21 protein-coding genes and 1 other RNA gene are annotated in these 24,540 nt (G+C 43.1%); 15 read left to right on the top strand and 7 right to left on the bottom strand.

The genetic code is table 11. From position 1 onward, the window contains the following. Positions 1-161 precede the first annotated feature (161 nt). The 6 genes from BW716_RS02380 (at position 162) to BW716_RS02405 (ending at position 3,487) form a co-directional block, all read left to right on the top strand. Positions 162-701, top strand: coding sequence for an RNA polymerase sigma factor (locus BW716_RS02380; RefSeq protein WP_179090972.1), 540 nt, complete (start codon positions 162-164; stop codon positions 699-701). 28 nt (positions 702-729) lie between these two features. Then, a complete protein-coding gene (locus BW716_RS36615) occupies positions 730-1,005 on the top strand; it encodes a hypothetical protein (RefSeq protein ID WP_083720574.1) in 276 nt (91 codons plus the stop codon). Then, positions 998-1,480 carry a periplasmic heavy metal sensor gene (locus tag BW716_RS02390; protein WP_083720576.1) on the top strand — a complete coding sequence of 161 codons (483 nt, stop codon included), beginning with the start codon at positions 998-1,000 and terminating at the stop codon, positions 1,478-1,480. Before BW716_RS36615 ends, BW716_RS02390 begins: the two co-directional genes overlap by 8 nt. A 157-nt stretch (positions 1,481-1,637) precedes the next feature. Next, positions 1,638-2,285, top strand: coding sequence for a YHYH protein (locus BW716_RS02395; protein WP_220388703.1), 648 nt, complete (start codon positions 1,638-1,640; stop codon positions 2,283-2,285). Continuing rightward, a complete protein-coding gene (locus BW716_RS02400; protein WP_220388704.1) occupies positions 2,257-2,850 on the top strand; it encodes a toxin-antitoxin system YwqK family antitoxin in 594 nt (197 codons plus the stop codon). Before BW716_RS02395 ends, BW716_RS02400 begins: the two co-directional genes overlap by 29 nt. Then, positions 2,822-3,487: an SCO family protein gene (locus BW716_RS02405; protein WP_083720581.1), complete on the top strand. Its 666-nt coding sequence runs from the start codon at positions 2,822-2,824 to the stop codon at positions 3,485-3,487. The genes BW716_RS02400 and BW716_RS02405 overlap by 29 nt, the downstream gene beginning before the upstream one ends. A gap of 633 nt (positions 3,488-4,120) precedes the next feature. Here BW716_RS02405 and ssrA read toward each other — a convergent pair. Next, positions 4,121-4,494: a transfer-messenger RNA gene (gene ssrA, locus BW716_RS02410) on the bottom strand. A 239-nt stretch (positions 4,495-4,733) separates the two neighbouring features. Here ssrA and BW716_RS02415 point away from each other — a divergent pair. Next, positions 4,734-4,976: a hypothetical protein gene (locus BW716_RS02415; RefSeq protein WP_143708695.1), complete on the top strand. Its 243-nt coding sequence runs from the start codon at positions 4,734-4,736 to the stop codon at positions 4,974-4,976. A gap of 55 nt (positions 4,977-5,031) precedes the next feature. On the opposite strand, the gene rseP is transcribed toward BW716_RS02415, so the two are convergent. The 3 genes from rseP to BW716_RS02430 all read right to left on the bottom strand — a co-directional run bounded on the left by rseP (position 5,032) and on the right by BW716_RS02430 (position 9,200). Continuing rightward, positions 5,032-6,366: an RIP metalloprotease RseP gene (rseP, locus tag BW716_RS02420; protein WP_083720586.1), complete on the bottom strand. Its 1,335-nt coding sequence runs from the start codon at positions 6,364-6,366 to the stop codon at positions 5,032-5,034. A 108-nt stretch (positions 6,367-6,474) separates the two neighbouring features. After that, complete coding sequence (locus BW716_RS02425) at positions 6,475-7,641, bottom strand: 1-deoxy-D-xylulose-5-phosphate reductoisomerase (protein WP_083720588.1); 1,167 nt, start codon at positions 7,639-7,641, stop codon at positions 6,475-6,477. A 62-nt stretch (positions 7,642-7,703) separates the two neighbouring features. After that, a complete protein-coding gene (locus BW716_RS02430; protein ID WP_083720807.1) occupies positions 7,704-9,200 on the bottom strand; it encodes a GH3 auxin-responsive promoter family protein in 1,497 nt (498 codons plus the stop codon). Positions 9,201-9,545: 345 nt separating this feature from the next. Here BW716_RS02430 and rplU point away from each other — a divergent pair, with 345 nt between their 5' ends. The 6 genes from rplU (at position 9,546) to BW716_RS02460 (ending at position 13,464) form a co-directional block, all read left to right on the top strand. Next, complete coding sequence (gene rplU / locus BW716_RS02435; protein ID WP_072359712.1) at positions 9,546-9,848, top strand: 50S ribosomal protein L21; 303 nt, start codon at positions 9,546-9,548, stop codon at positions 9,846-9,848. 28 nt (positions 9,849-9,876) lie between these two features. Further along, positions 9,877-10,149 carry a 50S ribosomal protein L27 gene (rpmA, locus tag BW716_RS02440; RefSeq protein ID WP_083720590.1) on the top strand — a complete coding sequence of 91 codons (273 nt, stop codon included), beginning with the start codon at positions 9,877-9,879 and terminating at the stop codon, positions 10,147-10,149. A 73-nt stretch (positions 10,150-10,222) separates the two neighbouring features. Next, entirely contained in the window at positions 10,223-10,501 is a 279-nt protein-coding gene (locus tag BW716_RS02445) for a hypothetical protein (RefSeq protein WP_083720593.1), read from the top strand. Between the two features lie 189 nt (positions 10,502-10,690). Then, positions 10,691-12,343, top strand: coding sequence for a DNA polymerase/3'-5' exonuclease PolX (locus BW716_RS02450; protein WP_083720809.1), 1,653 nt, complete (start codon positions 10,691-10,693; stop codon positions 12,341-12,343). 6 nt (positions 12,344-12,349) lie between these two features. Next, positions 12,350-12,973, top strand: coding sequence for a DsbA family protein (locus BW716_RS02455; RefSeq protein ID WP_083720595.1), 624 nt, complete (start codon positions 12,350-12,352; stop codon positions 12,971-12,973). After that, entirely contained in the window at positions 12,970-13,464 is a 495-nt protein-coding gene (locus BW716_RS02460) for a GNAT family N-acetyltransferase (protein WP_083720597.1), read from the top strand. Before BW716_RS02455 ends, BW716_RS02460 begins: the two co-directional genes overlap by 4 nt. A gap of 287 nt (positions 13,465-13,751) precedes the next feature. Here BW716_RS02460 and BW716_RS02465 read toward each other — a convergent pair whose 3' ends face one another. Beyond that, positions 13,752-14,654 (bottom strand): type IX secretion system membrane protein PorP/SprF, encoded by a 903-nt coding sequence (locus tag BW716_RS02465; RefSeq protein WP_083720599.1) that lies wholly within the window; start codon positions 14,652-14,654, stop codon positions 13,752-13,754. A 50-nt stretch (positions 14,655-14,704) separates the two neighbouring features. Then, positions 14,705-20,749, bottom strand: coding sequence for a Calx-beta domain-containing protein (locus tag BW716_RS02470; RefSeq protein ID WP_083720601.1), 6,045 nt, complete (start codon positions 20,747-20,749; stop codon positions 14,705-14,707). Between the two features lie 524 nt (positions 20,750-21,273). Here BW716_RS02470 and ahcY point away from each other — a divergent pair. Together ahcY and BW716_RS02480 are read left to right on the top strand one after the other, a co-directional pair. Then, entirely contained in the window at positions 21,274-22,602 is a 1,329-nt protein-coding gene (gene ahcY / locus BW716_RS02475; RefSeq protein WP_083720603.1) for an adenosylhomocysteinase, read from the top strand. A gap of 85 nt (positions 22,603-22,687) precedes the next feature. Beyond that, the gene (locus BW716_RS02480) at positions 22,688-23,425 is read left to right on the top strand and encodes a pyridoxine 5'-phosphate synthase (RefSeq protein WP_083720605.1); all 738 of its coding nucleotides are present in this window, start codon (positions 22,688-22,690) and stop codon (positions 23,423-23,425) included. Here the strand turns inward: BW716_RS02480 and porQ are convergent, their stop codons facing one another. Further along, positions 23,426-24,460 (bottom strand): type IX secretion system protein PorQ, encoded by a 1,035-nt coding sequence (gene porQ / locus BW716_RS02485; protein ID WP_083720607.1) that lies wholly within the window; start codon positions 24,458-24,460, stop codon positions 23,426-23,428. Positions 24,461-24,540: the final 80 nt, after the last annotated feature.

Here is a 24,540-nt window from a genome sequence, read left to right on the forward strand (position 1 = left end):
TCATGTTTTTAAATTATTTGTGTAAACACCTTGATTATAATGCCAAAATACATTAAAGTTCCAGCTGAATTTTACCTTCGATACATATTGGCGACCATGAAACATGCGCCGGTCCGGGCATTGGGGGACTATAACTTCAAACAGGTTTAATGGTTCCTACAATGGATAACAGTACTTTCAGCCGGATATATAATGAATATATTAGCATGGTTTACAACCTGGTTCTTCATTATGTATCCTGTCATGAAGATGCACAGGATATTACACAGGATGTTTTTATTAAGATCTACAAAAATTATCAGTCGCATAACCCGGAGATTGCCAGCCTGAAAACATGGATATACCGCATCACCGTTAACCAGTGTCTTGATTTTCTCCGCAGCCGTAAAGCCAAAAAACGATTGGGATTTATCATTTCTCTTGTAGGCAACGAATCAGCTAAACCATTGAATGAGGCGATCCATTCCGTACATCCAGGCATAGCAGCGGAAGACAAAGATGAATTGCAACAACTTTTAAGCCTGGTGAACAAACTGCCCGACAAACAGAAGACTGCATTGATCCTTGCCCGTATTGAGGACAAGCCGCAGCAGGAAGTGGCCGAAATTATGAATATAAGTGTAAAAGCCGTGGAGTCGCTGCTTCAACGTGCCAGGCAAAACCTTGAAAAAAAGTTGAAGAAGGGAGAAGGATCAAAATGATTTTGTCGTATCATTTAATTAACTAACCATGAATATTGAAAACAAACTGGACAAACTGAAAAAAATAAGGCAGGTGGAGGCCCCGCCTTTCTTATACAACCGCATCCTCCATAAAATGGAGCAGGGGACAGAAATGGTTGCTCCAATAAAGTGGCGATTAACGTTTGCGCTGTTATCCGTCTTAATCATTCTGCTGAATATTACTATACTTATAAGATCAAAGGGACAGAACAATAGGAGTAGTATGGAACAAGTGGCAAGCAGTATGAAATTATCCACTACAAATGAATTTTACGATGAGTAAAATAAAATTACTAAGCATTGGGGTAGTTGGCCTGCTGGTATTAAACCTAGGAACGCTTGCTTTTCTTTTTTTTACCAGACCCTACCCGATGGATGAACCAGAAAGAAACTTCCACCGGGATGGTCCCAAAAGGATCATTATCGAACGGCTGCATTTCGACAATGGGCAGGTGGCTCAGTATGAAATGCTGATAGCGGCCCATAGAAAACGGATCGGCGAGTTGGACGATCAGATCAGGCAAGCAAAGAATTACCTGTATTCTTCCCTTGCAGAAGTATCAATATGGCAAAGGGATTCCCTGATGGTAAGGCTGGGAGAACTTCAGCAACAGGTTGAATCAACACACTATGAACATCTTGTTGAAATAAAAAAACTATGCCGGCCCGAACAACTACCCTATTTCAAACTACTTTCAAGAGATTTTGCAAAATTGTTCCGGCCTGGAAAAATAATTCCGCCACCGCCGAAGGATTGATAAAGGAATGACGTATAAGGATGTATTGTAATAATAAGCCTGAAATATGAAATCAACAAGCACATTTGCACTTATTGGTGCATTCTTTTTATTTATGTCATTTGCCTGTTCCAAAAAAGATAGCGACAGCAGTAGCGACAGCAATACTGTTCCTGACGTGTATAAAAACATTTATGGTGCCACCAGTATCACTTCTGACGGTACATATATTATCATTAAAACCACCGGTACTCCCGATCATAAAAGTATTTATTACCCTATCACTAGCAGCCTGTATGAAAATTTTTCTGGAACCACCTGGAGTGATTATTCATTTGAAAAAAATCCCAATAGCATAATTTCCCAAAATTATACATTTAAAATTCCAGTTAATCCGAAAGAAGCCTCTTCCCATTCAGCAACACCGTTGGGACCGATAGGAGTTTCAGTAAATGGTGTTCCGTTTTACAATCAATATGCGGGGCCCAGTGAGCCGCTTACCCAGACAGAAGCAAAAAGTTTTGACCAGTATTGGGGACATCCTGCACAGAGTGGTGATTATCATTATCATGTTGAACCAAAATATTTAACGCAGGTAAAATTATCCCGCTCCTCGTTATTAGGCTTTTTACTTGACGGTTTTCCGGTTTATGGCCCCGAAGAAAACGGAAGCGCCGTTTCAGAATCGTCGTTAGATGCCTATCATGGACATACAGCGGCTACGGCTGAATACCCCAATGGAATTTATCATTATCACGTAACCAATACAGATCCTTATATAAATGGCAGTGGATTTTATGGCACACCCGGCACGGCTTCAAAATAAATTGTTATGGCTGGTCCTTCTTTATCATTTTGCTCATTGTACACAACAGTCGCAAAAGGAAATAGTAAAACGAATTATCAACGCCAAGGATGTTAGGTTTGTCATGAGAAATGGAGTTGCCTGGTGGGGGAATGAACCTTTTTCCGGAACGGTTTATATGCTTTATCCCGGCACAGGTGATACGGCATGGATTGAAAGTTTTATCAATGGAAAAGAAGAGGGTGTCTGGAAAAAAATTTTCCCAAACGGGAGATTAAATGAGCAAAGGGGATTTATTGATGGGAAAAAGAGCGGCGAGTTTATTGCTTATTGGGAGTCTGGGAAAAAACAGCTTCAATATTTTTTTAAAGACGGCGAATACGAAGGAACCTGCCGGGAATGGAATCGTGACGGATTGTTAGTCCGGGAGATGAATTACCACAACGGCTACGAGGAAGGCGCGCAGAAACAATTTTATGATAACGGTAAAATAAGAAGCAATTACATTGTACATAACGGAAAAAGATATGGATTGTTGGGGACTAAAAGCTGCGTCAATGTTTCGGATAGTGTTTTTAAAAGGTAGCCTGTTGCTTTTGCTGACAATTATTTCGTCTTGCAGCCGCAGGAATGAATCAGCTGGGGTGCCTTATTACAATACACCTGACTTTACACCCCAGTTCTTTTCTTTAGCAAGCGAAGCGGACCAAAAGATCAATCACAGCATTGCTCCGTTCGCCTTCACCGACCAACATGGGAAAAAGATAACTGAAAAGGATATTGAAGGAAAGATCCATATAGCCAATTTTATTTTTACAAGCTGTGGCAGCATCTGCCCGTTAATGACCAGGCATCTGAAACTTGTTCAGTCAGCCTTCCTGGACAATCCGGATGTTGTTATTTTATCCTACAGTGTAACCCCCTGGATAGACAGTATAGGCCGGTTAAAAGAATTTGCAGACAACCAGGGGATACATTCAAACAATTGGCACCTTCTAACCGGTGATAAAGGAGAAATATACACCTTAGCAAGGAAGTCTTACTTTGCCGAAGAAGACCTTGGATTTACTAGAGACAGCACTGAGTTTTTACACACTGAACATATCATACTGGTTGACAAAAAAAAGCGGATAAGAGGTATTTACAATGGTACCCTTCAATTAGATATAGAGCAGATGATTAAAGACATAAACTGCTTATTAAAAAGCGGACCACAAAAATAAAATACTAGGGCGGACCAAAAAGGTTGGCCCTTTTCTTTGCATATAAAGGGCCGATGAGTAATTTGAGTCAATATAACTTCTTCCTTGAAGGTAGCATCATATTTCCTACGACTCTTTTTGTATTTTCCCGTTGTCTTTGCTTGGTAAAGCTAAGCAAATTAACTGTCCGGTTTTACTTGTGCACCTCAAATCAAAAGGTGCTAAAATACCAGACAGCAACTGTTAGACGAAATCAAATACTTAACTGACAAAATAGCAAAAGCAAGAGATTTATTAATCGAGGGGGCACTTAGAGACAGAAGATTTTAAGGCAATAAAAGACGATTGAAGTAAAAAAAATTACTCTGTTGGAAGGTCACTTTACAGAAGTCCAAACATCCCATACAGGAATTGACAAAATGTTAGATTCTTTACTTAATAACATGACGAATTTGTACTTTTTATACAAACATGGGACAATTGCGACTAAAAGGAGGATTATTGTTTCGACATACCCTGAAAAGTTCATTTTTAATGGGAGCAGTTGTCCAAACACGAAAACTAATGAGGTGCTAACGCTGATAAGCAGTCTACAAGCAGATTCCAGTGAAAATAAAAACGGTACATTCGATCAAAAAAATCAAATGTACCGTGAGGTGGAGCTGGCGGGAGTCGAACCCGCGTCCAAACACATCCCCCAAAAGGCTTCTACATGTTTATTTATGCATTGTTTTTTCGAGACACGGCAGGGGCATAACTAACCAACCTTGTCCTTATCCGTTGTTGTTTCAGCACTCACTCACAGAAACCATGAGTACCTATTCTACATGTTTATGATTCGGCGGCGGCAGCTGGAGTAGACGGCCAGCTCGCGGCGGCTATAATGGGTGTCTAATCTCTGATTAGGCAGCCATGGCGTAGTTAGATTCGCCTTTTGAAGTTTGGGTATTCAGATTTACGTGCTAATTATCCAACGCACGACATGCTTACACTTTCAAAGACCTATGCTGTCAAAACCGGGCAGCCCCAGATTTGCTTTCGCAGCTAACAAAGATAGGGGATATTTAGATATAAATAAAATAGAGAAATGCTCTTTTATCTTTGACAAAAGCCAATACTAATGATGAATACCTGCAGCAGGCTAAAAATGAGAAGCAGGGAATCAATACGATAACACACTTGTAATCAATATCTTGAGAGGTTTATTATTTGGAGGGCCAGGGAAAGTTAAGTAAATTAGAAGGTATAAACCATTAAACAGATTACAATGTCGGATTCACAATTTACTATAGTGCTGGGTGCACTTAGGTCAATGGAACAGAAACTGGACCTGCGGTTTATGGCCGTTTATAACAGGATAGAAAAACTCGAAAAAAGACTGAATTCAATGGAGATCAAATTTGACCACAAATTTGAAATGATGGATGTAAGGTCAGAAAAAACAGAATACAGTCTGGATGAGTTAGATAGACGATTATTAAAATTAGAACCTCAAATCAGTATCGCATAAAAAAAGAAGGAAGAAGCCTTTCGACCTCTTCCTTCTTCAAAATTTAAATTTATACTTACTTCCCAAATATACTTCTGTAAATATCTAACCCATTCGCATACAACAGCAACCCAAACAATATTACCATCCCCACGATCTGTGCATACTCCAGGAATTTCTCACTCGGCTTTCTACCTGTTACCATCTCATAAATCAGGAATAACACATGCCCCCCATCTAACGCAGGAATCGGCAGAATGTTCATAAACGCCAATATGATAGACAACAACGCCGTCATTTCCCAAAATGACATCCAATCCCACTCTCCAGGAAACAACTTCGCTATCGTCATAAAACCACCCAAAGACTCACTCGCCTTTACTTCTTTAGACACAAAAATCAAACGCAACTGCTGCACATAACCCACCAGCGTATTGATACACTTATCAAAACCAGCCGGAATCGCTTCAAAGAATGTAAAATGTTTGATTGAGAAGGTAAACATCTTCTCGATATTCACATTCAAACCTAACACCGCTTTTTCAGGTACACGCACCGTTAAGTTCACCGTATCTCCACCACGCAATACCTGCAGTGGTACGGATTTATTTACATCCTTTACTATTTCCTTTTTGTACTCATGATAATAATAAGCAGGCTGTCCGTTCAATGTCAGGATCTGATCGCCCTTACGGATACCAGCACTATCTGCCGGTGTATTGGCAGCTACTGTATCTACCAGGAAAGGCACTCTCACATCCATGAGAGAATTCTTATGCTTGATCATCTTACCCACAAATCCTTCCGGAATGGCGATATCTATTTTCTGTCCATCGCGGGAGATCTGGATAGTTTTTGCTTCACGCAGTACAATCTTACCAGGAATCGCTTTGAAGTTTTCCACAGGTTCATTCGCTACACTCACGATCATATCTCCATCTCTCAGTCCAATCGTCTGTGCCAGTGAATCGGCAGCAATACCGTAAGTGGTGTTTGCTGTAGGCAGGTAGGTTTCACCCCAATGCCATAACATCATGGAATAGATGAGGAAACCTAATAGCAGGTTCACCGTCACACCACCAATCATGATAATGAGGCGCTGCCATGCTTTTTTGGAACGGAATTCCCATGGCTCCGGTGGCTTGGCCAGCTGTTCGCGATCCATGCTTTCATCTACCATTCCGGAGATCTTAACATACCCCCCCAATGGCAACCAGCCTATACCATACTCCGTCTCACCTTTCCTGAATTTGAATAATGAAAACCAGGGGTCAAAAAAGAGATAAAATTTCTCTACGCGCGTCTTAAACAGTTTTGCAGGGATAAAATGTCCGAGCTCATGCAATACTACCAGTATAGATAGTGACAGTATCAACTGCGCGGCTTTAACCAATATTTCTTGTGTTGTCATGTATGCTTTGTCTGACAGTAAATATATGTTGTTTTTTCTCTATAACAGGGAATGGCAAAGATAGCCGGTATAACTGCGATATCGCAGCTATGCTATGTTATAAAGTTCTTAAATTATGATAGCGTTGATCATATTATTCGCGTGTTCCCTTGCTGCCAGGTCACTTTCATAGTAATCATGCAGGGTTGGCTTTTCGATGAATGGCACCTTGCCCATGATTTCTTCTATGACATCTGTCATCTGCAGGAAGCCGATACGGTTCTTCAGGAACGCATGTACCACCTCTTCGTTTGCCGCATTCATCACACACGCCGCATTACCCCCCTTCAGCATTGCCTCGATAGCGATACCCAGGTTACGGAAGGTCTTGGTATCAGGTTGTTCGAATGTGAGGTTGGAATAGTTCCTGAATGAGAAACGGGGGAAGTCATTTTCCAATCTTGTAGGATATCCCAATGCAAACTGGATAGGCAGTTTCATATCAGGCAGCCCCATCTGGGCTTTCATGCTACCATCTACAAACTGTACCAGGGAGTGAATGATGGATTGCGGATGGATCACCACCTCGATCCTGTCAGGATCAATGTTGAAGAGCCAGCGCGCCTCGATCATTTCCAGCCCTTTGTTCATGAGGGTTGCACTATCAATAGTGATTTTGGGTCCCATGCGCCAGTTTGGATGCTGGAGGGCATGGTCCTTTTTCACATTGATGAGGAAGTTAGTTTTTTTACCCAGGAAAGGACCACCTGAAGCGGTGAGGATCATCTTTTCCACTTTGGCCGAAGACTCGCCCATCATACACTGGAAGATTGCTGAGTGCTCAGAATCTACCGGTATTACGGGTACATTCCTTTTTCTGGCAGCACCCATTACGATATCACCGGCTACGACAAGGGTTTCCTTGTTCGCCAGGGCGATGGGGGTACCTTGTTCAATGGCAGCCAGAGTTGGCGCCAGGCCGGCAAAGCCCATGATGGCAGCCAGCATCATATCGATCGAGCTCCAGGCAGCCACTTCTACCATAGCTTTGGCACCGGCAAATACCTTGATGCCTTTGTCAAAGAGTACTTCCTTTACGCTTTCGTATTTTGATTCATCAGCGATCACTACTGCATTAGGTCTGAATTTGAGGGCCTGTTCTATGAGCAGATCTGCATTGACACCAGCGGTCAACACTTCGACACTGAACTTATCAGGATGCGCCTCTATTACCTCCAGCGCCTGGATGCCAATTGATCCTGTGGAGCCAAAAATGGCTATATTTTTCTTACTCATTGTTGCAATAATAAGGGAATTACAAGAAATGCGGACATGGGTAGTCCGACATCTGTCCTGCTTTATGCCAGATAATTCATCAGCTCGTCCGCTAATGTTCTGTCATTGCTCAGTCTGGGCACCTTGTTCTGACCACCAAGTTTGCCCACAGACTTCATATAATCTATAAAACCCTGTTTTTTTACTGTTCTGATCTTTAATGCTTGCAGAATGTTGCCGGTGAGCAGGTCGTCGTAATAAATATTCTTTTTACGAAGATTGTCATCCACTCTTTTTGCAAAGGCGTTGATGTCTGCAGGCGGGTTTTCGAACTCCACAAACCATTCATGGTAAGGTAGTTCGCCAGCTTCAGGACTTACCATAGGTGCTACGGTAAACTCCGTGATCTGTAAATTATCTTCCTTCGCTGCTGTCATCAGGCTGTGCTCAACTTCTTCGCCAATCACGTGTTCACCGAAAGCTGAAATGAAATGTTTAATACGACCGGTTACCAGCAAACGATAAGGATTGGTGGATACAAACTTCACTGTATCGCCAATGTTATATCCCCAGAGACCTGCGTTAGTGCTGACTACGAGGGCGTAGTTGACACCTACTTCCACCTCTTTCAGGGAAAGACGGGTAGGATGCTCGTTGAAGATCTCATTAGCAGGTATGAATTCGTAGAATATACCAGAGTTGGTATTGAGCAAAAGACCTTGGTGCTCCTGTGTATCCTGGAAGGCGAAGAATCCTTCGGATGCCGGGAAAGTCTCGATGGTATTGATCGGACGACCTACAGATGCCATGAGTTTTGCACGGTAAGGTTCAAAGTTCACACCACCATATACGAGTACATTGAGGTTTTTGAACAGTTCACCCACAGGCTTTCCACTACGCTCTATCAATCTGTCAAAGTACATCTGCATCCATGGTGGAATACCAGAGATGAGGGTCATATCCTGATTAATGGTTTCGTCTACTATTTTATCCAGCTTGGTTTCCCAGTCTTCGATACAGTTTGTTTCGTAAGTGGGCAGCTGATTGGTACGCAGGTAGCGGGGTACGTGGTGGTTCACGATACCACTGAGGCGGCCATAAGGAGTACCTCCCACCCTTTCCAGCACGGGAGAGCCGGAGAGGAAAATGAGTTTACCATCGGCAAAGTCAGTGTGCCCGGTTTCTGCCATGTAGTTAAGCAGCGCATTCCTGGCTGTATCAATATGATTAGAGATAGAATCCTTGGTGATTGGAATATACTTTACCCCACTGGTGGTACCAGATGTTTTGGCAAGGTAAATGGGCAAGCCTTTCCAGAGTATGTTCTGTTTGCCTTCTTTAATTTTATTTATATAAGGCTTGAACTGTTCATAGTCTCTGATAGGCACTGCCTGTCTGAAATCATTATAGGAATGGATATTGTCAAAGTGGTGGTCTTTTCCAAATTCGGTCTTCCTGCCTGTTTTAATCAACTCCTCCAGGATAGCTTCCTGGTCTTCTACCGCCCTCTGCATCTCCTTCCTGATCCTGTTGGCTACAATGGAAGCAAATGGTTTGGCAAGCAGTGATTTAAGCTTCATGCCCATTATTTTAGAATATGTGAAAGGACAAATGTATAAAATAAAAATTGTTATAAAAGGAATGGAATGAACTGCATGTGCGCAGTTTTTTTGCTGGTGTCAGCCCAATTTGCATATTAGTTAAATTGGCGCTGATTGTGGCTTTTAAGGAAATGTTGCGCATAGTGGTTCGTGGAGCTTACATATAATAACAAACTATATTAAAATAAACTACGTATCTTTGAAAATGTATGGTATTCTCCTTTAAAACGTATGCTTTGACGGCAAACGTATTTTAAATATGGAGAAAACTTTGTCAATTTAAAAACAAATCCTACTTTTGCAGGAAATTATTTTTGGATCACTATGTTTGCAGTTGTAAAAATCGCAGGTCAGCAATTCAAAGTACAAAAAGACCAAGAAATCTTTGTACAACAGTTGCAGGGAAATATTGGAGATAAAGTGCAGTTCTCTGAAGTGTTGTTAATAGATAATGGCGGCGCGCTGACCGTTGGCACTGATGTAAAATCAGTAGTTAAAGCAGAAATCCTGAGCCACGTTCAGGGAGATAAGGTTATTGCTTTTAAAATGAAACGCAGAAAGGGTTTCAGGAAGAAAGTTGGACACCGTACTCACTTTACGAAGATTCGTATTTCAGAAATTGCTTAATTAATTAAAGTTTTAAACTTCCATAGAAATGGCACATAAAAAAGGTGAAGGTAGTGTAAAGAATGGCCGTGACTCTCAAAGCAAAAGGCTGGGAGTAAAAATATTTGGTGGTCAACCTGCTGTATCTGGCAACATCATCGTTCGTCAGCGCGGTACAGTTTACCATCCAGGTCCTAACGTAGGAATTGGTAGAGATTTTACCATTTTTGCGGTAGCTGATGGTGTTGTTGAGTTCAGAAAAGGACGCGAGAACAGAACCATCGTTTCTGTAAAATCATTTGACACCACTGCCCAGGCGTAAGCTTGGCGCAGTGTTTGCCATAAAGTTTTTTTTAATACCCAATTTTAATTACTAACCCAAAATTCAAAAAACAATGGCAACAATTAAAAAAGCGGCTAAAAAAGCTGCTCCTAAAAAGGCTGCTGCTAAGAAAGCAACCGCTAAGAAAGCTGCTCCTAAAAAAGCTGCTGCTAAGAAAGCAACCGCTAAAAAAGCTGCTCCTAAAAAAGCTGCTGCTAAGAAAGCTGCTCCTAAAAAAGCTGCTGCTAAGAAAGCTGCTGCTAAGAAAGCTGCTCCTAAGAAGAAGGTTGCTGCTAAGAAGAAAGTGGTTGCTCCAGCTCCACAGACTGATGCTCCTTCAACTGAAGCATAATTACGATTTTACACACTGTGAAATAAAGGTTCTGGTGAATAACCAGGACCTTTCGTGTTTTTATAGGAGTTTGAATTGGCTTGCTGCAGTAAGGTAGAGGGATTTAAAATCTTTTTAATGAAAGATCTTTTATTTTTTGCCGTTGAAATTCCATCTTTAAAAACCGAAATTCGCAGTTCAAATCAAATTATGCCGGATAACAGCACTATCGCAGACAACTTCTCGTTGCTGTCCAAACTCATGGACATCCACGGTGAAAACAGCTTCAAAGCAAAGTCGTTCGCCAATGCAGCATTCACTGTAGAAAAACTCACCACTCCCCTACAGGAAATGCACACTGAGGAGATCGCCAAAATCAAAGGATTCGGCGAATCCATCAGCAAAAGCATCCAGGAAATGCTGCAAACCGAACAATGGAGCCTACTCGATACCTATATCGACAAAACTCCATCCGGCATTCTCGAAATGATGAAGATCAAAGGCCTGGGACCTAAAAAAATCGCTTCTATCTGGAAAGACCTGGAAGTAGAATCCCTCGGCGAACTTCTCTACGCCTGCAACGAAAACCGCCTCATGCTCCTGAAAGGCTTCGGCCAGAAAACGCAGGACAGCGTAAAACAAAGCATCGAATTTTATTTCAGTAACCGCGACCGTTACCTCTTCGCCGAAGTGGAAACCCTCGCCAATGAACTGGAAAAAGAAATACAAACACTGTTTGCACCAGCCGCCGTTTCCCTCACCGGACAAGTTAGAAGAAACGAAATCATCATCGATGAAATAGAACTGGTTGTAGACGCCGCACCTGAAATCATCAGAGAAAAATTAAGCCTCACCTTCATAGAAGAAACACCTCACTCCCTGCTGTTTCAACATGCGCAAAAGGTAAAAGTGAGGATCTATCCATCTGCCATCGACGATTTTGGTAAATCACTTTTTCTTACTACCGCCACTCCCGCTTTCATCGAAAGCTTTTTTGCCGCTGGCGGCGCTGCCGGCCTTACACCCGGTGCTACAGAAGAACAAATCTTCTCACAGGCCAACCTGCCCTACCTCCCACCCTGCCTCCGCAACGACGGCAGTATGCTGGAAGTACAGCAGCTCCCTCACCTGATCACACCACTGGATATCAAAGGCATCATCCACTCACACAGTACCTGGAGCGATGGTCAATATACCCTCGAAGAAATGGCCCTCGCCGCCAAAGCACAGGGCTTTGAATACCTCGTGATCAGCGACCACTCCCGTTCTGCATTTTATGCTAACGGACTTAGTATTGAGCGCATTGCTGAACAACATGCACAGATCGATGCACTCAATCAACAACTCGCACCTTTCCGCATTTTCAAAAGCATTGAAGCTGATATTCTCAACGATGGCAACCTGGATTATCCGGACGAAATTCTGGCTTCCTTCGACCTCGTTATCGCTTCTGTTCACTCCAATCTCAAAATGAGTGAAGAGAAAGCAATGAGCAGACTACTGAAAGCAATTGAAAATCCATATACCACTATCTTAGGCCACATGACCGGACGACTCCTGCTGAGCCGTAACGGTTATCCTGTAGATCACCGCCGTATCATAGAAGCCTGTGCCGAGCACAATGTTGTCATTGAACTGAATGCACATCCCCGCCGACTCGACATCGACTGGGAATGGATACCTTATGCACGCGAAAAAGGCGTACTGCTCTCCATCGATCCCGATGCCCACAGTATAGCCGGTTATAAAGATGTTTACTACGGAACTTTAGCCGCCCGCAAAGGAGCTCTGACTGCCGATGGTAACCTGAGTAGCTATTCAAAAGAAGCTTTAGAAAACTATATCCACAACAGGAAAAAATAACGAACAATGAAACTTATCTATATCTATGATCCCATCTGTGGATGGTGTTATGGCTTTACGCCCGTGATCCAGGAGATCCAGGAGCAATTTAAAGGAGAGATATCGGTAGAGATACTGTCTGGCGGCATGTTATTAAGTGCCAACCGCCGCCCTGCCTCCGCAATGTACAACTACATCAAGGAAGCACACAAACAGGTCGAAGCTACCACCGGCATTACCTTTGGTGATCCTTTCCTGAACGAATACCTGCGCTCAGACGATATCATGGACTCTGAAAAGCCCAGTATCGCACTGACCATATTCAAGCAATACCAACCGGAAAATGCCGTGAACTTTGCTCATGATATGCAGGTAGCACTCAACTTTGAAGGCAAGAGCCTTAATAATAACGATACCTACATTCCCATTCTGGAGAAATACAATATTCCGGTGCAGGCCTTCCTGAACAACATGAAGGAAGATGATAACAAATACGCTACCAACCAGGAGTTTAATATCGTACAGCAATGGGGAATCACCGGTTTTCCAGCTGCTATTCTTGAAAAAGACGAACAGTTATACCTGGTAGCCAGTGGCTTTACTCCTAAAGCAAGACTGTTGCAGGTGATTGAGGAGATAAAAAATAAATGATGTATCAGATCACGCATGCTACCACGCAGGAAATTCCCATTATACAGGAACTGACCAACCAGATCTGGCCAGCTACCTACCTGTCTATCCTTCCCCAGGCACAACTGGACTATATGATAGCCTTGATGTATAATACGGAAGAACTGACCAGACAACTCACTTCCGATCATACCTTTCTGCTGATATGGGATGGAGAAAGGACCATTGGTTTTGCAGGCTATAGCCCGAAAGAAGAGCCTGGTGTGTACAAGCTGAACAAAATATACCTACACCCTGACTACCAGGGAAAAGGCGCCGGCAAATTCCTGCTTAACACCGTGATCGATACAGTGAAAGCAACAGGTGCACACATACTGGAACTGAATGTAAATAAGTATAACAAGGCCCGTTATTTCTACGAGAAAACCGGGTTTGAAGTATACGAAGAGAAAGATATAGATATTGGAAATGGATACTGGATGAATGACTTCGTGATGAGGAAAGTGCTATAAAAAATCCAGCCTGGTAAAAATACCAGGCTGTTTCCCAAGTTAACCATTAAAAGACACAACTTTTCTAATTAAAATCTTTTGGTGTTTTCCAGCTTATAGGTTACTGGCTTTGCACCGCTATGAAAATACATACGATAAATGTTTAAACACGGATTTCCTTTGGATTTATTTTTTTTATTTTTTTCCAGCTCTTCATTATCAACTAGAAATCAAGCAGATAGAAAAATAAAATTCCCGCACTTTTGGTGCGGGAACTGATGACCCCGTAGGGTGTTTCGGTTATTAGACTAAAAAAGTCGGGGCAAAATCTCGTGATCGCTACTCCATCCAAATCTATAGCTAATCATCAGCTCATGTGATACTGATTGTGCGCCTTTGAGATTTGAATTTGTAGGTGTATCGTATGAATATCCCATTTCTAATTGTGGTGTCAATCTAACACCTACCATTCCAGTGACTGTCTTCTCTGATCTCCACGAAGCTCCCAGCCATACCAGCTCTTTTAAGAGTACACTGGCATTGAAATCGTAATTCAATCCTGATCCCTTCACATCTCTCAACAGCAATGTAGGCTTGAATTTCAGATCCTCATTGATATCAAATACATAGGCTGCCTGCATGTAATAGTGTGGTTTCGTCACAATCCTGTTTACACTTTTTCCAATGTCAAAACTCTTGAACATAGGCGCACCCAAACCTAAGTAAAACTTCTCTGTAAACAACGCAAATCCGAAGCCAACATTTGTTTTCATGTAACTCAGGTTGCTGGCAAATGTAGGATCTGTAGTAGTCAGTGTACTATTATTCTCCTTATACTGCGACATTCCTACTATCAATCCCATCGCAAGATGTAGCTCTTCTGTAAGGTCAACTTTCTGTGATGCAAAAATATTTAAATCTGTACGGGTATCTACTGTGATACTCTCCCTCATGGCAGATAATCCAAGTGTAGTTCCCCTTTCATTAAGTGGTGAATAAAATGAAAATGTAGCAGTTTTGGGGGCTCCGTCTACTCCCACCCATTGATTACGGCCATCTACTGTAAGTCGGGCTGACTCATCCATGCTTGCATAGGCAGGATTGATGGCCAGGCCATTGAACATATACTGGGAATAGATAGGATCCTGTTGTGCCTTTGAAGGCAGGTAGCAAGCAAATAGGACAAACAGGGTAATTATTACTTTCTTCATATATACGGATTACAGCGAATGGAGGCAGCTGCCTCCATTCGCTGGTTTTCTTATGATCTCTTTATGACAAGGAATCCGGTGTATTTAATCTTTTTACCTGACGCATCTGTTGCATGGATAATGAAGAAATAAGAACCATCCGGAACATCCTGATTTTTTGCACTTCCTGTATTCGCCTTTCCGTTGAAATTGTTTGAACTGTTATTATAGCCTTTCGTTGTAAATACAGTACCACCCCAACGATTGAATACTGTTACTTCATTATCAGTATAGGAATCAATATTTTCAATGTACATCACGTCGTTGCCCAATCCATCGCCGTTTGGAGACATTGAAGGATGTACGCGCAGATTACCGTTATTGTTGTCCTGCCATCTGCCATCGGTGATAAAACGCTCTACATAATCAGGTACACCATCACCATCTGAATCACAATCCATACAGATTTCAATCAGACCTGTAGCTGTGCTCACTGAATCGAGGGTTGGTAAGTTCTGCATAGAAGTTACTGTCGCTCTGAGCAAACGCATACCAAACATTTTGTTCTTTTCCACACTATTTACCAATACCGGAATTGAGGTAGAATTTGTATTTGGCATAATGAGCAATGGTGTTACTGATGCATCGTAATCCTTACCTGCAACTGCCACACTTGTACCACTCAGCAGTTCACTTTTCCCTGGTTCGTAGAACTCATAGTAGATGGTGATAATACGAGAGCTGGCGCGGGTCATAGACAGTTCGAACGGCAGTGGTACACCTGTTGTATCAAAAGGTACTACAACGGAGAACTGACTCTTGCTAAATGATATTTTCAGTGTGTCATTATCTGTTACAGAGTTCTTTACTTCATTTGCCAGACCTACATAGTAAGCAGGACCGCTGCTCAACGGATCGTATGCCTGTATGGTTGCCTGTACCCATCCATCATCATCATTCAGTTGGTTGTCGTCTACTACCACGGTAAAGGATGTTTCCTGTGAACCCGCAGGCAATGTTACGACTACTTTGTTCCCAGATGTTGTTCCTCCATGGATGGTCGTCGTTCTATAAACATCGCTCGTTACTGCTACTGTAATAGGTAGATCCAGGTTGATAGACTTCGTAGTTCTTAAGTAGAATTTCACAGAGTCGCCTTCCGCAATCGTACTGGTAGATGCAAACAGGTTTACTGAAGGTGTATCTACGTTATTGTTATAAATAAATACTGTTGAAATAGAAGCACTGGTGCTCAGCGGCCAGGTTACCAACGGAATGTTGGAGGTCACACCAGCCAATGCAGCAGTGACATATTTGACACTACCTGCTGTCAACAAACCGGAAGGCACAACATTGAATGTCGCCATGCTGGAACCGGCAGGGATCGTCACACTACCACTCAGTGCTACGTAATCAGTACCTGCTACTGCTGTACCTCCCACATTGTAAGTCACTTTTACATCCTGTGTAGCTACCAGTGTAGAGTCGTTGAACCTGACACGGAACTGCCCACTTGTTGATGGCTGATAAGCATCGGCCATACGTTCGATCAACATAGTACGTGCCTCTGCCTGTTCACCGGTATCACTGCTTTCATCATCAAATACGTTCATGTACATGGTAGAGGTGCTTACATACAGACTCTTCGTTGCACCACTTTGTACCGTTGTAGCACCTGTCAGATTTACCTGGAGTACCAGGTTACCCTGCAGGATAATGTCGTCTATGATATATACCGGTACTGTTACTTCAAGGCTGCCTGCAGGAATCGTAACGGTCGTTTGCACATTCTTGATATTGGTACCAGCGTAGGTAGTGGTCAGCGTTACACTTACATCTGTAGTTGATACAGCTGGCATCACGACTTTGAATGCACCGTCTGTAGCTGGTTCTGCGGCATCGGTTACTTTCTCAAGTGTGATTGGCTGACCTTCCGCATCCAGAATATTGAGCGGTGCGATGGATGCAAATGTGTATCCGGTTGCACTGTCTTTGAACTGTAATACGGTTGGACCTTCTATTTTATAATTGTTAGGTATGTTCAGGAATAAGGTGACATAGTTACTGTCTTTCGGCAGTGTCACGAACCTTGGCAGACCTGTATAATTTGTTGTATCGGCAGTAGATGATTCATCTGCTACTACTGTGATGATGATATCGCTCGCTGAAGTTACACTACTGTTTGCAAAACCGATGGTTACTTTGGTAGTGTTGCCTTTGTGAATGCTGCTTGAATCGATGATCATCTGCAGCTGTGTGCTGGTGCTTACATCGTCAATGTAAATATCCAGACTGTCTACAGTTACGGTGCTCATATCAGGTGTGTTCCCTAATATTCTCAGCAGTTCAGAACCTTCGATGATATTATCTGCTTTTGCAGTGATGACGAAATCAACATGACCAGAAGTATCAATCGTTACTGTAGTTGGTACACCTGCGTAATCGCTGGCACTTGCTACGGAGAGATTGCTTGCTGTTACATTCAGAGACACTGGTGAATACAATTTGATACCATCAGGGAAGCTGGCTCTTACTGTATATGTACTACCTTCTTCCACATGACTACCCTGTGATGCAGGTTCTGGTGTGAAGGTAATTTTCATATTTGCAGGATCATCAGCAGTTGCGTCTATCATATTCAATGTCACAGAATCACTTGGGTAACCTGCTGCTTCGATCAATACTACCAATGATTCATTGTCTCCTATTATATTATCAGTCAGTGCTGATACAGGAACAGGAATTGTCACTGAATTGGTTGTCAGCGTCACTGTCTGTGGCAGTCCGGCGTATCCGCTGCTAGCCTGTGAACTATTGCCACGGCTCAGGGAGATTGTCAACGGTGCTGTAGGTACATTGCCACCTGGTAAGGAGATCGTGATGTATGCACCCGTACCACCTTCTACTATATCCGTACGATCTGTAGTGATGACAAGGCTACCTAATTCAGTTACATCCTTGATGGTGACGCTTGCTGCCTGATTAACGGTAACACCTGCAGACAGTGTCGTTGCAGCTGTACCACCCAAAATCAATTGCTCATCGCTTTCCAGGATATTATCCTGAATGATTTTGATCGCAGTTACATTCGAAGAAGGATGCGTGGCATCGAGTGTGATCGTAGTTGAATCCAGTGTGAAGTCAGATGCATCAGCAGTAGAACCAGTTACAATCGTTGGTGTAATTGTAATCGGCACTTCGGTGGTGATACCTGAAGGCAGACTGAATGTATAGGTGTATGCACGACCTTCTTCCATCGTCGTTGCACTCGGTGTGATAGACACAATTCTGTTGGCAGCATTGTCGCTGGTAGCATCCTGTATAGAGCCGGAGATGGAATTGATCGTTAATCCTGAAATTGTAGTAGTAGCTGCATTGAAAGTAAATGCTTCGGTATTCTCCAGAATATTATCTGTCAGTGCGCTAAAGCCATTTGTCACCGTTTTGCTATTGACATTTGGTGGCATGTAAATCGTATTGCCAGCACCGATATAATAATCAGATGGAGAAGCTACGGTCGTACCACCAGGTGTGAGCACTATCGCCAGTGAATCGCCTGCCATGATACCACTCTTTGCAAATGCCAGGGTGAGGTTGGAACTATTTCCTTCTTTGAGAGAAGGTGTTGTCATAGTCAGGTTCAGCACCTTATTGCCGGAGATCAATCCGGTAGTATCCTTGATCGTGATCAGACAGGAGTCTTTGATATAACCTGATGGAGAAGCGACTACATAATATGATTCGTCATTTTCCAGCAAGCTGTCTTTCACCGCTTTTACTGTGAAAGTGGCATTTGTTTTATTCTTAGCGATGGTGATAGTACTGAGCGACAATGTCGCATCGGAAGCAATTGCTTTAGATGAAACACCTCTTGCGATAGGAATGCTCATGGCAGATGCTGCCTTCAGTCCATTTGGCAACGTTACTGTCACTGTACTGGTAGCACCTTCCAGCAATGTAGCCGGAGCAGGTGTCATGATCAGTGCCATAGCTGAATCGTAATCCGCATCCTTAATTTTAAGGGTATCACCTTTATAAGGATAAGAACGACCCGCACCTACATTATCTACTGAAGTAACATCCAGGATCAGGTATTCTGGTGTAGGACCTTCCAGTAAACCATCAGCGTAAGCTATGATATAGATGTTCGCACCTGTACCCAGTTTTGGAATTGTTACCGGACCATTATAATACCAGAAGTCAAAGTCATCTCCATCAGTGGCAGTTGATTTACTATAATTAAGATCTACGTTGACCGTGATGGGGACTTCGGTACTTACGCCGTCAGGGAGCTGGAACCGCACATAGCCTTCATAACCTTCCGTCATCGGATTGACTGAAGTTGGATTAACCAGGCTCGAAACGATTTTCGCATATGCAGCATTATAGTATGTACTATCGTTGATAGTCAAATTTTGCTGGCCTGTCACGTCAATACCTAATATGGTGCCCTTGAACTGCAATACCAGGTTCTCTGTATTTTCCAACACTTTATCGGATTTGGCAGAGATGGTAAAGTCAGAACTGTATGTACTGTTTGCAGGGATAGTGATGGAAGTAGGTACTACATAATCGGTATCACCTGCGGTAGAAGAAGTATGTGTAGAGAAACTTACCACTACATCTTCAGGAGAAGTAGAGGTCAGTTTCAATCTTGCTTTTGTAGCATTACCTTCCAGGATAGCAGTGCTATCCATGGTGAGGGTCATACCACGGGCTTCATCATCTACAATGGTGAAATCACACTGTGATGTACCGGATATGGAGATCAGGTCCGTACAGGTCGCCGTCAGTTTGAGGCGAAGGGTACGACTGTATTGCAACTGGTCGTTGCCGATGATATGAAGGTTAGGGATCTTTACGGTTTTGGCAGTCGTATAGTCACCTGCAGGAATCAGTGCACCCTGTTCTGCCAGGGTAAAGTCGGTACCTCTTACGGCCGGATGTGTGTAACTATAAGTTGAGTCGTACTGTAATAAAACATAAACCGGGGCATTGAGTTTGCCACCGGACACTTTTAACGTTACGCTTGAATCAATATGCTCTCCCTGCGCTGCACTACCTTCATTGGTAGATAGGGTAGCACTCGAAAACTGTACCGACACATTGCCCCATCCCGTGACAGGTATGGAATCGACCATCGCTGCTACTGTATCGAACTCCGTCTTGGTTGTACCATAACCGGATAATACACGGAAAGTCCTGTAGTTCACAGGAGTAGCGGTAAAGTTGTTGTCGTAGATCGGCATAGTACGCATGATACCCATAGAACGACCACGACCATCCACGCCATCAGCAATTACGTTGTGCGGATATAATCCATCATCATCCAGGTAGAACCTGTTTTCAGGAATGGATGCTTCCCAGGATTTGAATTTCCTGTACATGCGATACACATGGCTACGGGGAGATTCTGCTGTTTCAGAGCAGGCAGCATCTCTGTACATACCAATGGTAGTTGTATCACTATTGATAAATCCATATCCACATTTACTGGCTTCATCCGGATCGGCAGTCGCATTTGGCCCCATTACCACCTGCTCTGACAGATAGAACAAAACGCTGGTATAGTCGTTCGTACTTACCTGAGGCATGTGCATAACATAATCCAGGAAGAAGTAACTGGTATTCTTTACATAAGTAATAATACAGGTCACTGTACCCGTTTGTCCGGTTGGATACTTGTAATATGGATCTAGGATAGTACCTACTACATGAATTTTATAAGGATCGGCGTAAGAACCAGTACCAGATATAGGAGAGACATAACAACTGGCAGGAGCCTTTGGGGTGGTTTCGTCTGTCATATGTGACAGGTTCTTAAAATCGAAAAAAGCCCTCATACCCAGAGAACTATCTGCCCGGTTGTAGCTTTCCGTAAGACCATTGCGGGTCACCACGATGCTACCATCGGTATAGATATCGATCTTCAGGTCTTTAGAGCCGCTGGCACCCCCTGTAGGATTGATAGTAGCCTTTACAGTCTGCGCGATAACCTGACTCTGACTGCATATCAATAACAAAAGTACTGCAAAGAACATCCTTTTAAGTGTATGTGACACTTTCCGGGGTGTGGCAGTTGCATTCCTTTTCACAGAATTGGGAAGCTTGAACATAGTAAAGCGTGTAAAGTTCTATAATCCATCTAATTTCTTTAGTCAGCCATGTTTCAACCATTAGAGAAATGGCTAAAAGCCTTCACGAAAATGCAAAAAGGCATGGTAATGAAAACGTTACCTGCAACAGTATTGTAGGAATGAGGGATTGGGACACGATGCTGATTCACGAAAGGCAATTAATCAATCATTCACTGTACATCACACTGCGCAATAAGATAACCATAATATATCGAAATACAAACATATTCAATATTCCATATTTAGACAAAATATTTTATATTAATTGTTAATATGTTGACCCAATAAATGGGGATAAGTATCTCTCCTGATTCAGGATCATGTTATTGTGAATTCACATATTTATCCACATTCCATTATTTTAAGGCAAAACCGGTGGTATTTTAACGGGGGCTAATATTCTGTTTCAAAAAAACGCTTGTTCTGTTTTCCACAATAAAAAAAGAACAAATGCATTGTTTTTACCCATAAAATAAATTTAGATTTGCACAAAACAAGTAATAATGTCTACAATAGCTAAATCTAACATTGACTTTGCTCTTCCTTATAAAGTAAAGGATATGTCTCTGGCAGAGTGGGGACGTAAAGAAATCGAGCTGGCGGAAGCTGAGATGCCAGGTCTGATGTCGCTGAGAGAAGAATATGGTAACAGCAAGCCACTGCAAGGTGCGCGTATTGCTGGTTGCTTACATATGACCATCCAGACAGCTGTGCTGATCGAAACCCTGGTACACCTGGGTGCGGAAGTACGCTGGAGTTCCTGTAATATCTTTTCTACCCAGGATCACGCTGCTGCCGCTGTTGCTGCTGCAGGTGTACCTGTATTTGCATGGAAAGGTCTGAACGAACAGGATTTTGACTGGTGTATCGAACAGACCCTGTTCTTCGGTGGTGCTGACCGTCCGCTGAACATGATCCTGGATGACGGTGGTGACCTGACAAACATGGTGTTTGACAAATACACTGAACTGATCCAGCACGTGAAAGGGCTGAGCGAAGAGACTACTACTGGTGTACACCGTTTATACGAGCGTATGCAGAAAGGTACTTTGCCTATTCCTGCTATCAATATCAATGACTCTGTTACCAAATCTAAATTTGATAACAAGTACGGTTGCCGCGAATCCTGCGTAGATGCGATTCGTCGTGCTACTGACGTAATGATTGCCGGTAAAGTAGCTGTTGTAGCTGGTTTTGGTGACGTAGGTAAAGGTTCTGCTGAGTCTCTGAAAGGAGCTGGTGCACGTGTGATCGTTACTGAAATCGATCCTATCTGTGCGCTGCAGGCTGCTATGGAAGGTTACGAAGTAAAGAAAATGTCTGATGCTGTAAAAGAAGCTGATATCATCGTAACCACTACCGGTTGCCGCGATATCATCACTGGCGAGCACTTCAAACTGATGAAAGATAAATGTATCGTGTCCAACATTGGTCACTTCGATATCGAAATCGACGTTGCATGGTTGAACAAGAACTACGGTAATACCAAGGTTGAAATCAAACCACAGGTAGATAAATATACTATCGATGGTAAAGACATCATCCTGCTGGCTGAAGGTCGCCTGGTAAACCTGGGTTGTGCTACTGGTCACCCATCTTTCGTGATGAGTAACTCCTTCACCAACCAGGTACTGGCTCAGCTGGAACTGTGGTTACATACTGAAAATTATGAGAACAAAGTTTACGTACTGCCTAAGCACCTGGATGAGAAAGTTGCCCGTCTGCACCTGAAGAAAATCGGTGTGGAACTGGATATACTGACTCCAACCCAGTCTGAATATCTGAGCATTCCTGCAGAAGGTCCTTATAAGCCTGATTATTACAGATATTAATAGCGTTTTTAGCGCACAAAAAAAGGGGCTGCCAGTAGTGGTAGCCCCTTTTTGTTTTTAGTGGCTTAAAAGTTACTTTTGTTATATGACAAAATTGAGCGTAAATATTAACAAGTTTGCCACCCTGCGCAATGCCAGAGGCGGTAACCTCCCGGATATATTGAAAGTAGCACAGGATTGTGAACGTTTTGGAGCCGACGGTATCACCGTTCACCCAAGACCAGATGAGCGTCATATCCGTTATCAGGACGTACTGGACCTGAAGCCGTTAGTCACTACAGAATTCAATATCGAAGGCTATCCTTCGAAAGAATTTATCGACCTGGTCCTGTCGGTAAAACCAGAACAGGTTACACTGGTACCAGATCCCCCACATGCCATTACCTCCAATACCGGATGGGATACTATTGCTAACCAGTCATTTCTGAAAGAAGTGATCGGTACGTTCAAAACTGCTGGTATCAGGGTGTCTATCTTCCTGAATGCAGAACCTGAAAAAGTAGAAGCGGCTAAAACTGCCGGTGCTGACAGGATTGAATTGTATACCGGTCCTTATGCAGAGGAATTTACCAATGCAAGGACACAACAACAGAACTTTCAACTCCTGAACGATTATAAGAATACTGCCCGTGCTGCTACCGCTATCGGGTTGGATATCAACGCAGGTCACGATTTAAACCTGGACAACCTGCGCTTTTTCAAGCTGCATATTCCACAGCTGAAAGAAGTATCCATCGGTCACGCATTAGTATGTGATGCGCTGTACCTGGGGCTGGAAAACACGATTCAATTGTATAAGCGACAACTGAAGGTGACCGAGTAATTAATAACTCCATTCCTTCAGGGGCAAATTTATTCCGAACTGGTTCAGCGCAGCACTGCGCTGATACCAGGCCCTCGCATAACGAAGCTGGATCTTTCTCGTCACCACTCCTACCCCTGCCGAAAACCCACTCAAACCCCTTAACTGAGGATCTGATAATTCCTGCCTGCGCAAATGATTATACCCCGCTGTCAGCGTCACAAAACGCCCTATTTCCCAATGTGCAGCCAGTACAAAATGCCTGAATATTTTATCTACTGCCTGTCCACTTGTTTTTACCGTATCGCCGTTGGTGATTAAGCTGCTTTCCTGGAATCCGGGATCTGCATAACGCACGTCGTATTGATAAATGTGATGGAGCGTGGCGGATAACTGTAATGGAAGCTGATTCAGCTTTTTTGAGATACCTACCTGTAAATCAAATGGTAAAGGCTCCTGGTTACCGGGGGTATAAGTGCTAAGCTGTACCCCCATATTTTTTGCCAGAAGCCCTGCCTGCCAATGGTGGGTAGTGTCTTCGTAGGTAAGGCCAAAATGTAATACAAGCCCTGTGGAATTGTATTGCTGGTAGCTGGATTGTACGAATTGCAAGGTGGCTCCATAGTGCCATCTTTCTAAATACTGACGGGAGGCAGTCACCTGGATGGCCATATCGCGGGGCCGGAAAGCACCCTGGATACTACCGGTAGCATCTGTTTGTGTAATGAAACCGTAGTCGATATATTGAATGCCAGCGGCAAAGGTGGTTTGCAACCGATCGGAATGATAACCAAACAACGCATGGCCATACAGTACATCCGCAAAATAGCTGGTGTAGTTGAGTTGGAGATTTGTATGCATCTCCGGACGTAATAATGCTGGGTTCAGTGTAGAAAGTGCAATGTCATTTCCAAGCTGGCTTACATTGATACTGCCAAGGGAAGTTTGCGCCGGAGATACCGGAAGGTCTAAGAATGCAAATGTAGCTTTCCCTCCCAGTACCTGGGCAAAAGAGGATTTGGTAAGGAGGAGGAATAGGAATATGATTCGGTACATTCAGACAAATATACAAAAACAATAAGGCCATTCTGCCGGGGAGCAGCATGGCCTTACTATAAAACCCTTAAAACAATCAA

The organism is [Flexibacter] sp. ATCC 35208, assembly GCF_001975825.1.
Classification (GTDB): Bacteria; Bacteroidota; Bacteroidia; order Chitinophagales; family Chitinophagaceae; genus Chitinophaga.

Coding starts and splice junctions, on each gene's coding strand:
- BW716_RS02380 (WP_179090972.1), top strand. CDS start 162: ATGGATAACAGTACTTTCAGCCGGATATATAATGAATATATTAGCATG.
- BW716_RS36615 (WP_083720574.1), top strand. CDS start 730: ATGAATATTGAAAACAAACTGGACAAACTGAAAAAAATAAGGCAGGTG.
- BW716_RS02390 (WP_083720576.1), top strand. CDS start 998: ATGAGTAAAATAAAATTACTAAGCATTGGGGTAGTTGGCCTGCTGGTA.
- BW716_RS02400 (WP_220388704.1), top strand. CDS start 2,257: ATGGCACACCCGGCACGGCTTCAAAATAAATTGTTATGGCTGGTCCTT.
- BW716_RS02405 (WP_083720581.1), top strand. CDS start 2,822: ATGTTTCGGATAGTGTTTTTAAAAGGTAGCCTGTTGCTTTTGCTGACA.
- BW716_RS02415 (WP_143708695.1), top strand. CDS start 4,734: ATGTCGGATTCACAATTTACTATAGTGCTGGGTGCACTTAGGTCAATG.
- rseP (WP_083720586.1), bottom strand. CDS start 6,366: ATGACAACACAAGAAATATTGGTTAAAGCCGCGCAGTTGATACTGTCA.
- BW716_RS02425 (WP_083720588.1), bottom strand. CDS start 7,641: ATGAGTAAGAAAAATATAGCCATTTTTGGCTCCACAGGATCAATTGGC.
- BW716_RS02430 (WP_083720807.1), bottom strand. CDS start 9,200: ATGAAGCTTAAATCACTGCTTGCCAAACCATTTGCTTCCATTGTAGCC.
- rplU (WP_072359712.1), top strand. CDS start 9,546: ATGTTTGCAGTTGTAAAAATCGCAGGTCAGCAATTCAAAGTACAAAAA.
- rpmA (WP_083720590.1), top strand. CDS start 9,877: ATGGCACATAAAAAAGGTGAAGGTAGTGTAAAGAATGGCCGTGACTCT.
- BW716_RS02445 (WP_083720593.1), top strand. CDS start 10,223: ATGGCAACAATTAAAAAAGCGGCTAAAAAAGCTGCTCCTAAAAAGGCT.
- BW716_RS02450 (WP_083720809.1), top strand. CDS start 10,691: ATGCCGGATAACAGCACTATCGCAGACAACTTCTCGTTGCTGTCCAAA.
- BW716_RS02455 (WP_083720595.1), top strand. CDS start 12,350: ATGAAACTTATCTATATCTATGATCCCATCTGTGGATGGTGTTATGGC.
- BW716_RS02460 (WP_083720597.1), top strand. CDS start 12,970: ATGATGTATCAGATCACGCATGCTACCACGCAGGAAATTCCCATTATA.
- BW716_RS02465 (WP_083720599.1), bottom strand. CDS start 14,654: ATGAAGAAAGTAATAATTACCCTGTTTGTCCTATTTGCTTGCTACCTG.
- BW716_RS02470 (WP_083720601.1), bottom strand. CDS start 20,749: ATGTTCAAGCTTCCCAATTCTGTGAAAAGGAATGCAACTGCCACACCC.
- ahcY (WP_083720603.1), top strand. CDS start 21,274: ATGTCTACAATAGCTAAATCTAACATTGACTTTGCTCTTCCTTATAAA.
- BW716_RS02480 (WP_083720605.1), top strand. CDS start 22,688: ATGACAAAATTGAGCGTAAATATTAACAAGTTTGCCACCCTGCGCAAT.
- porQ (WP_083720607.1), bottom strand. CDS start 24,460: ATGTACCGAATCATATTCCTATTCCTCCTCCTTACCAAATCCTCTTTT.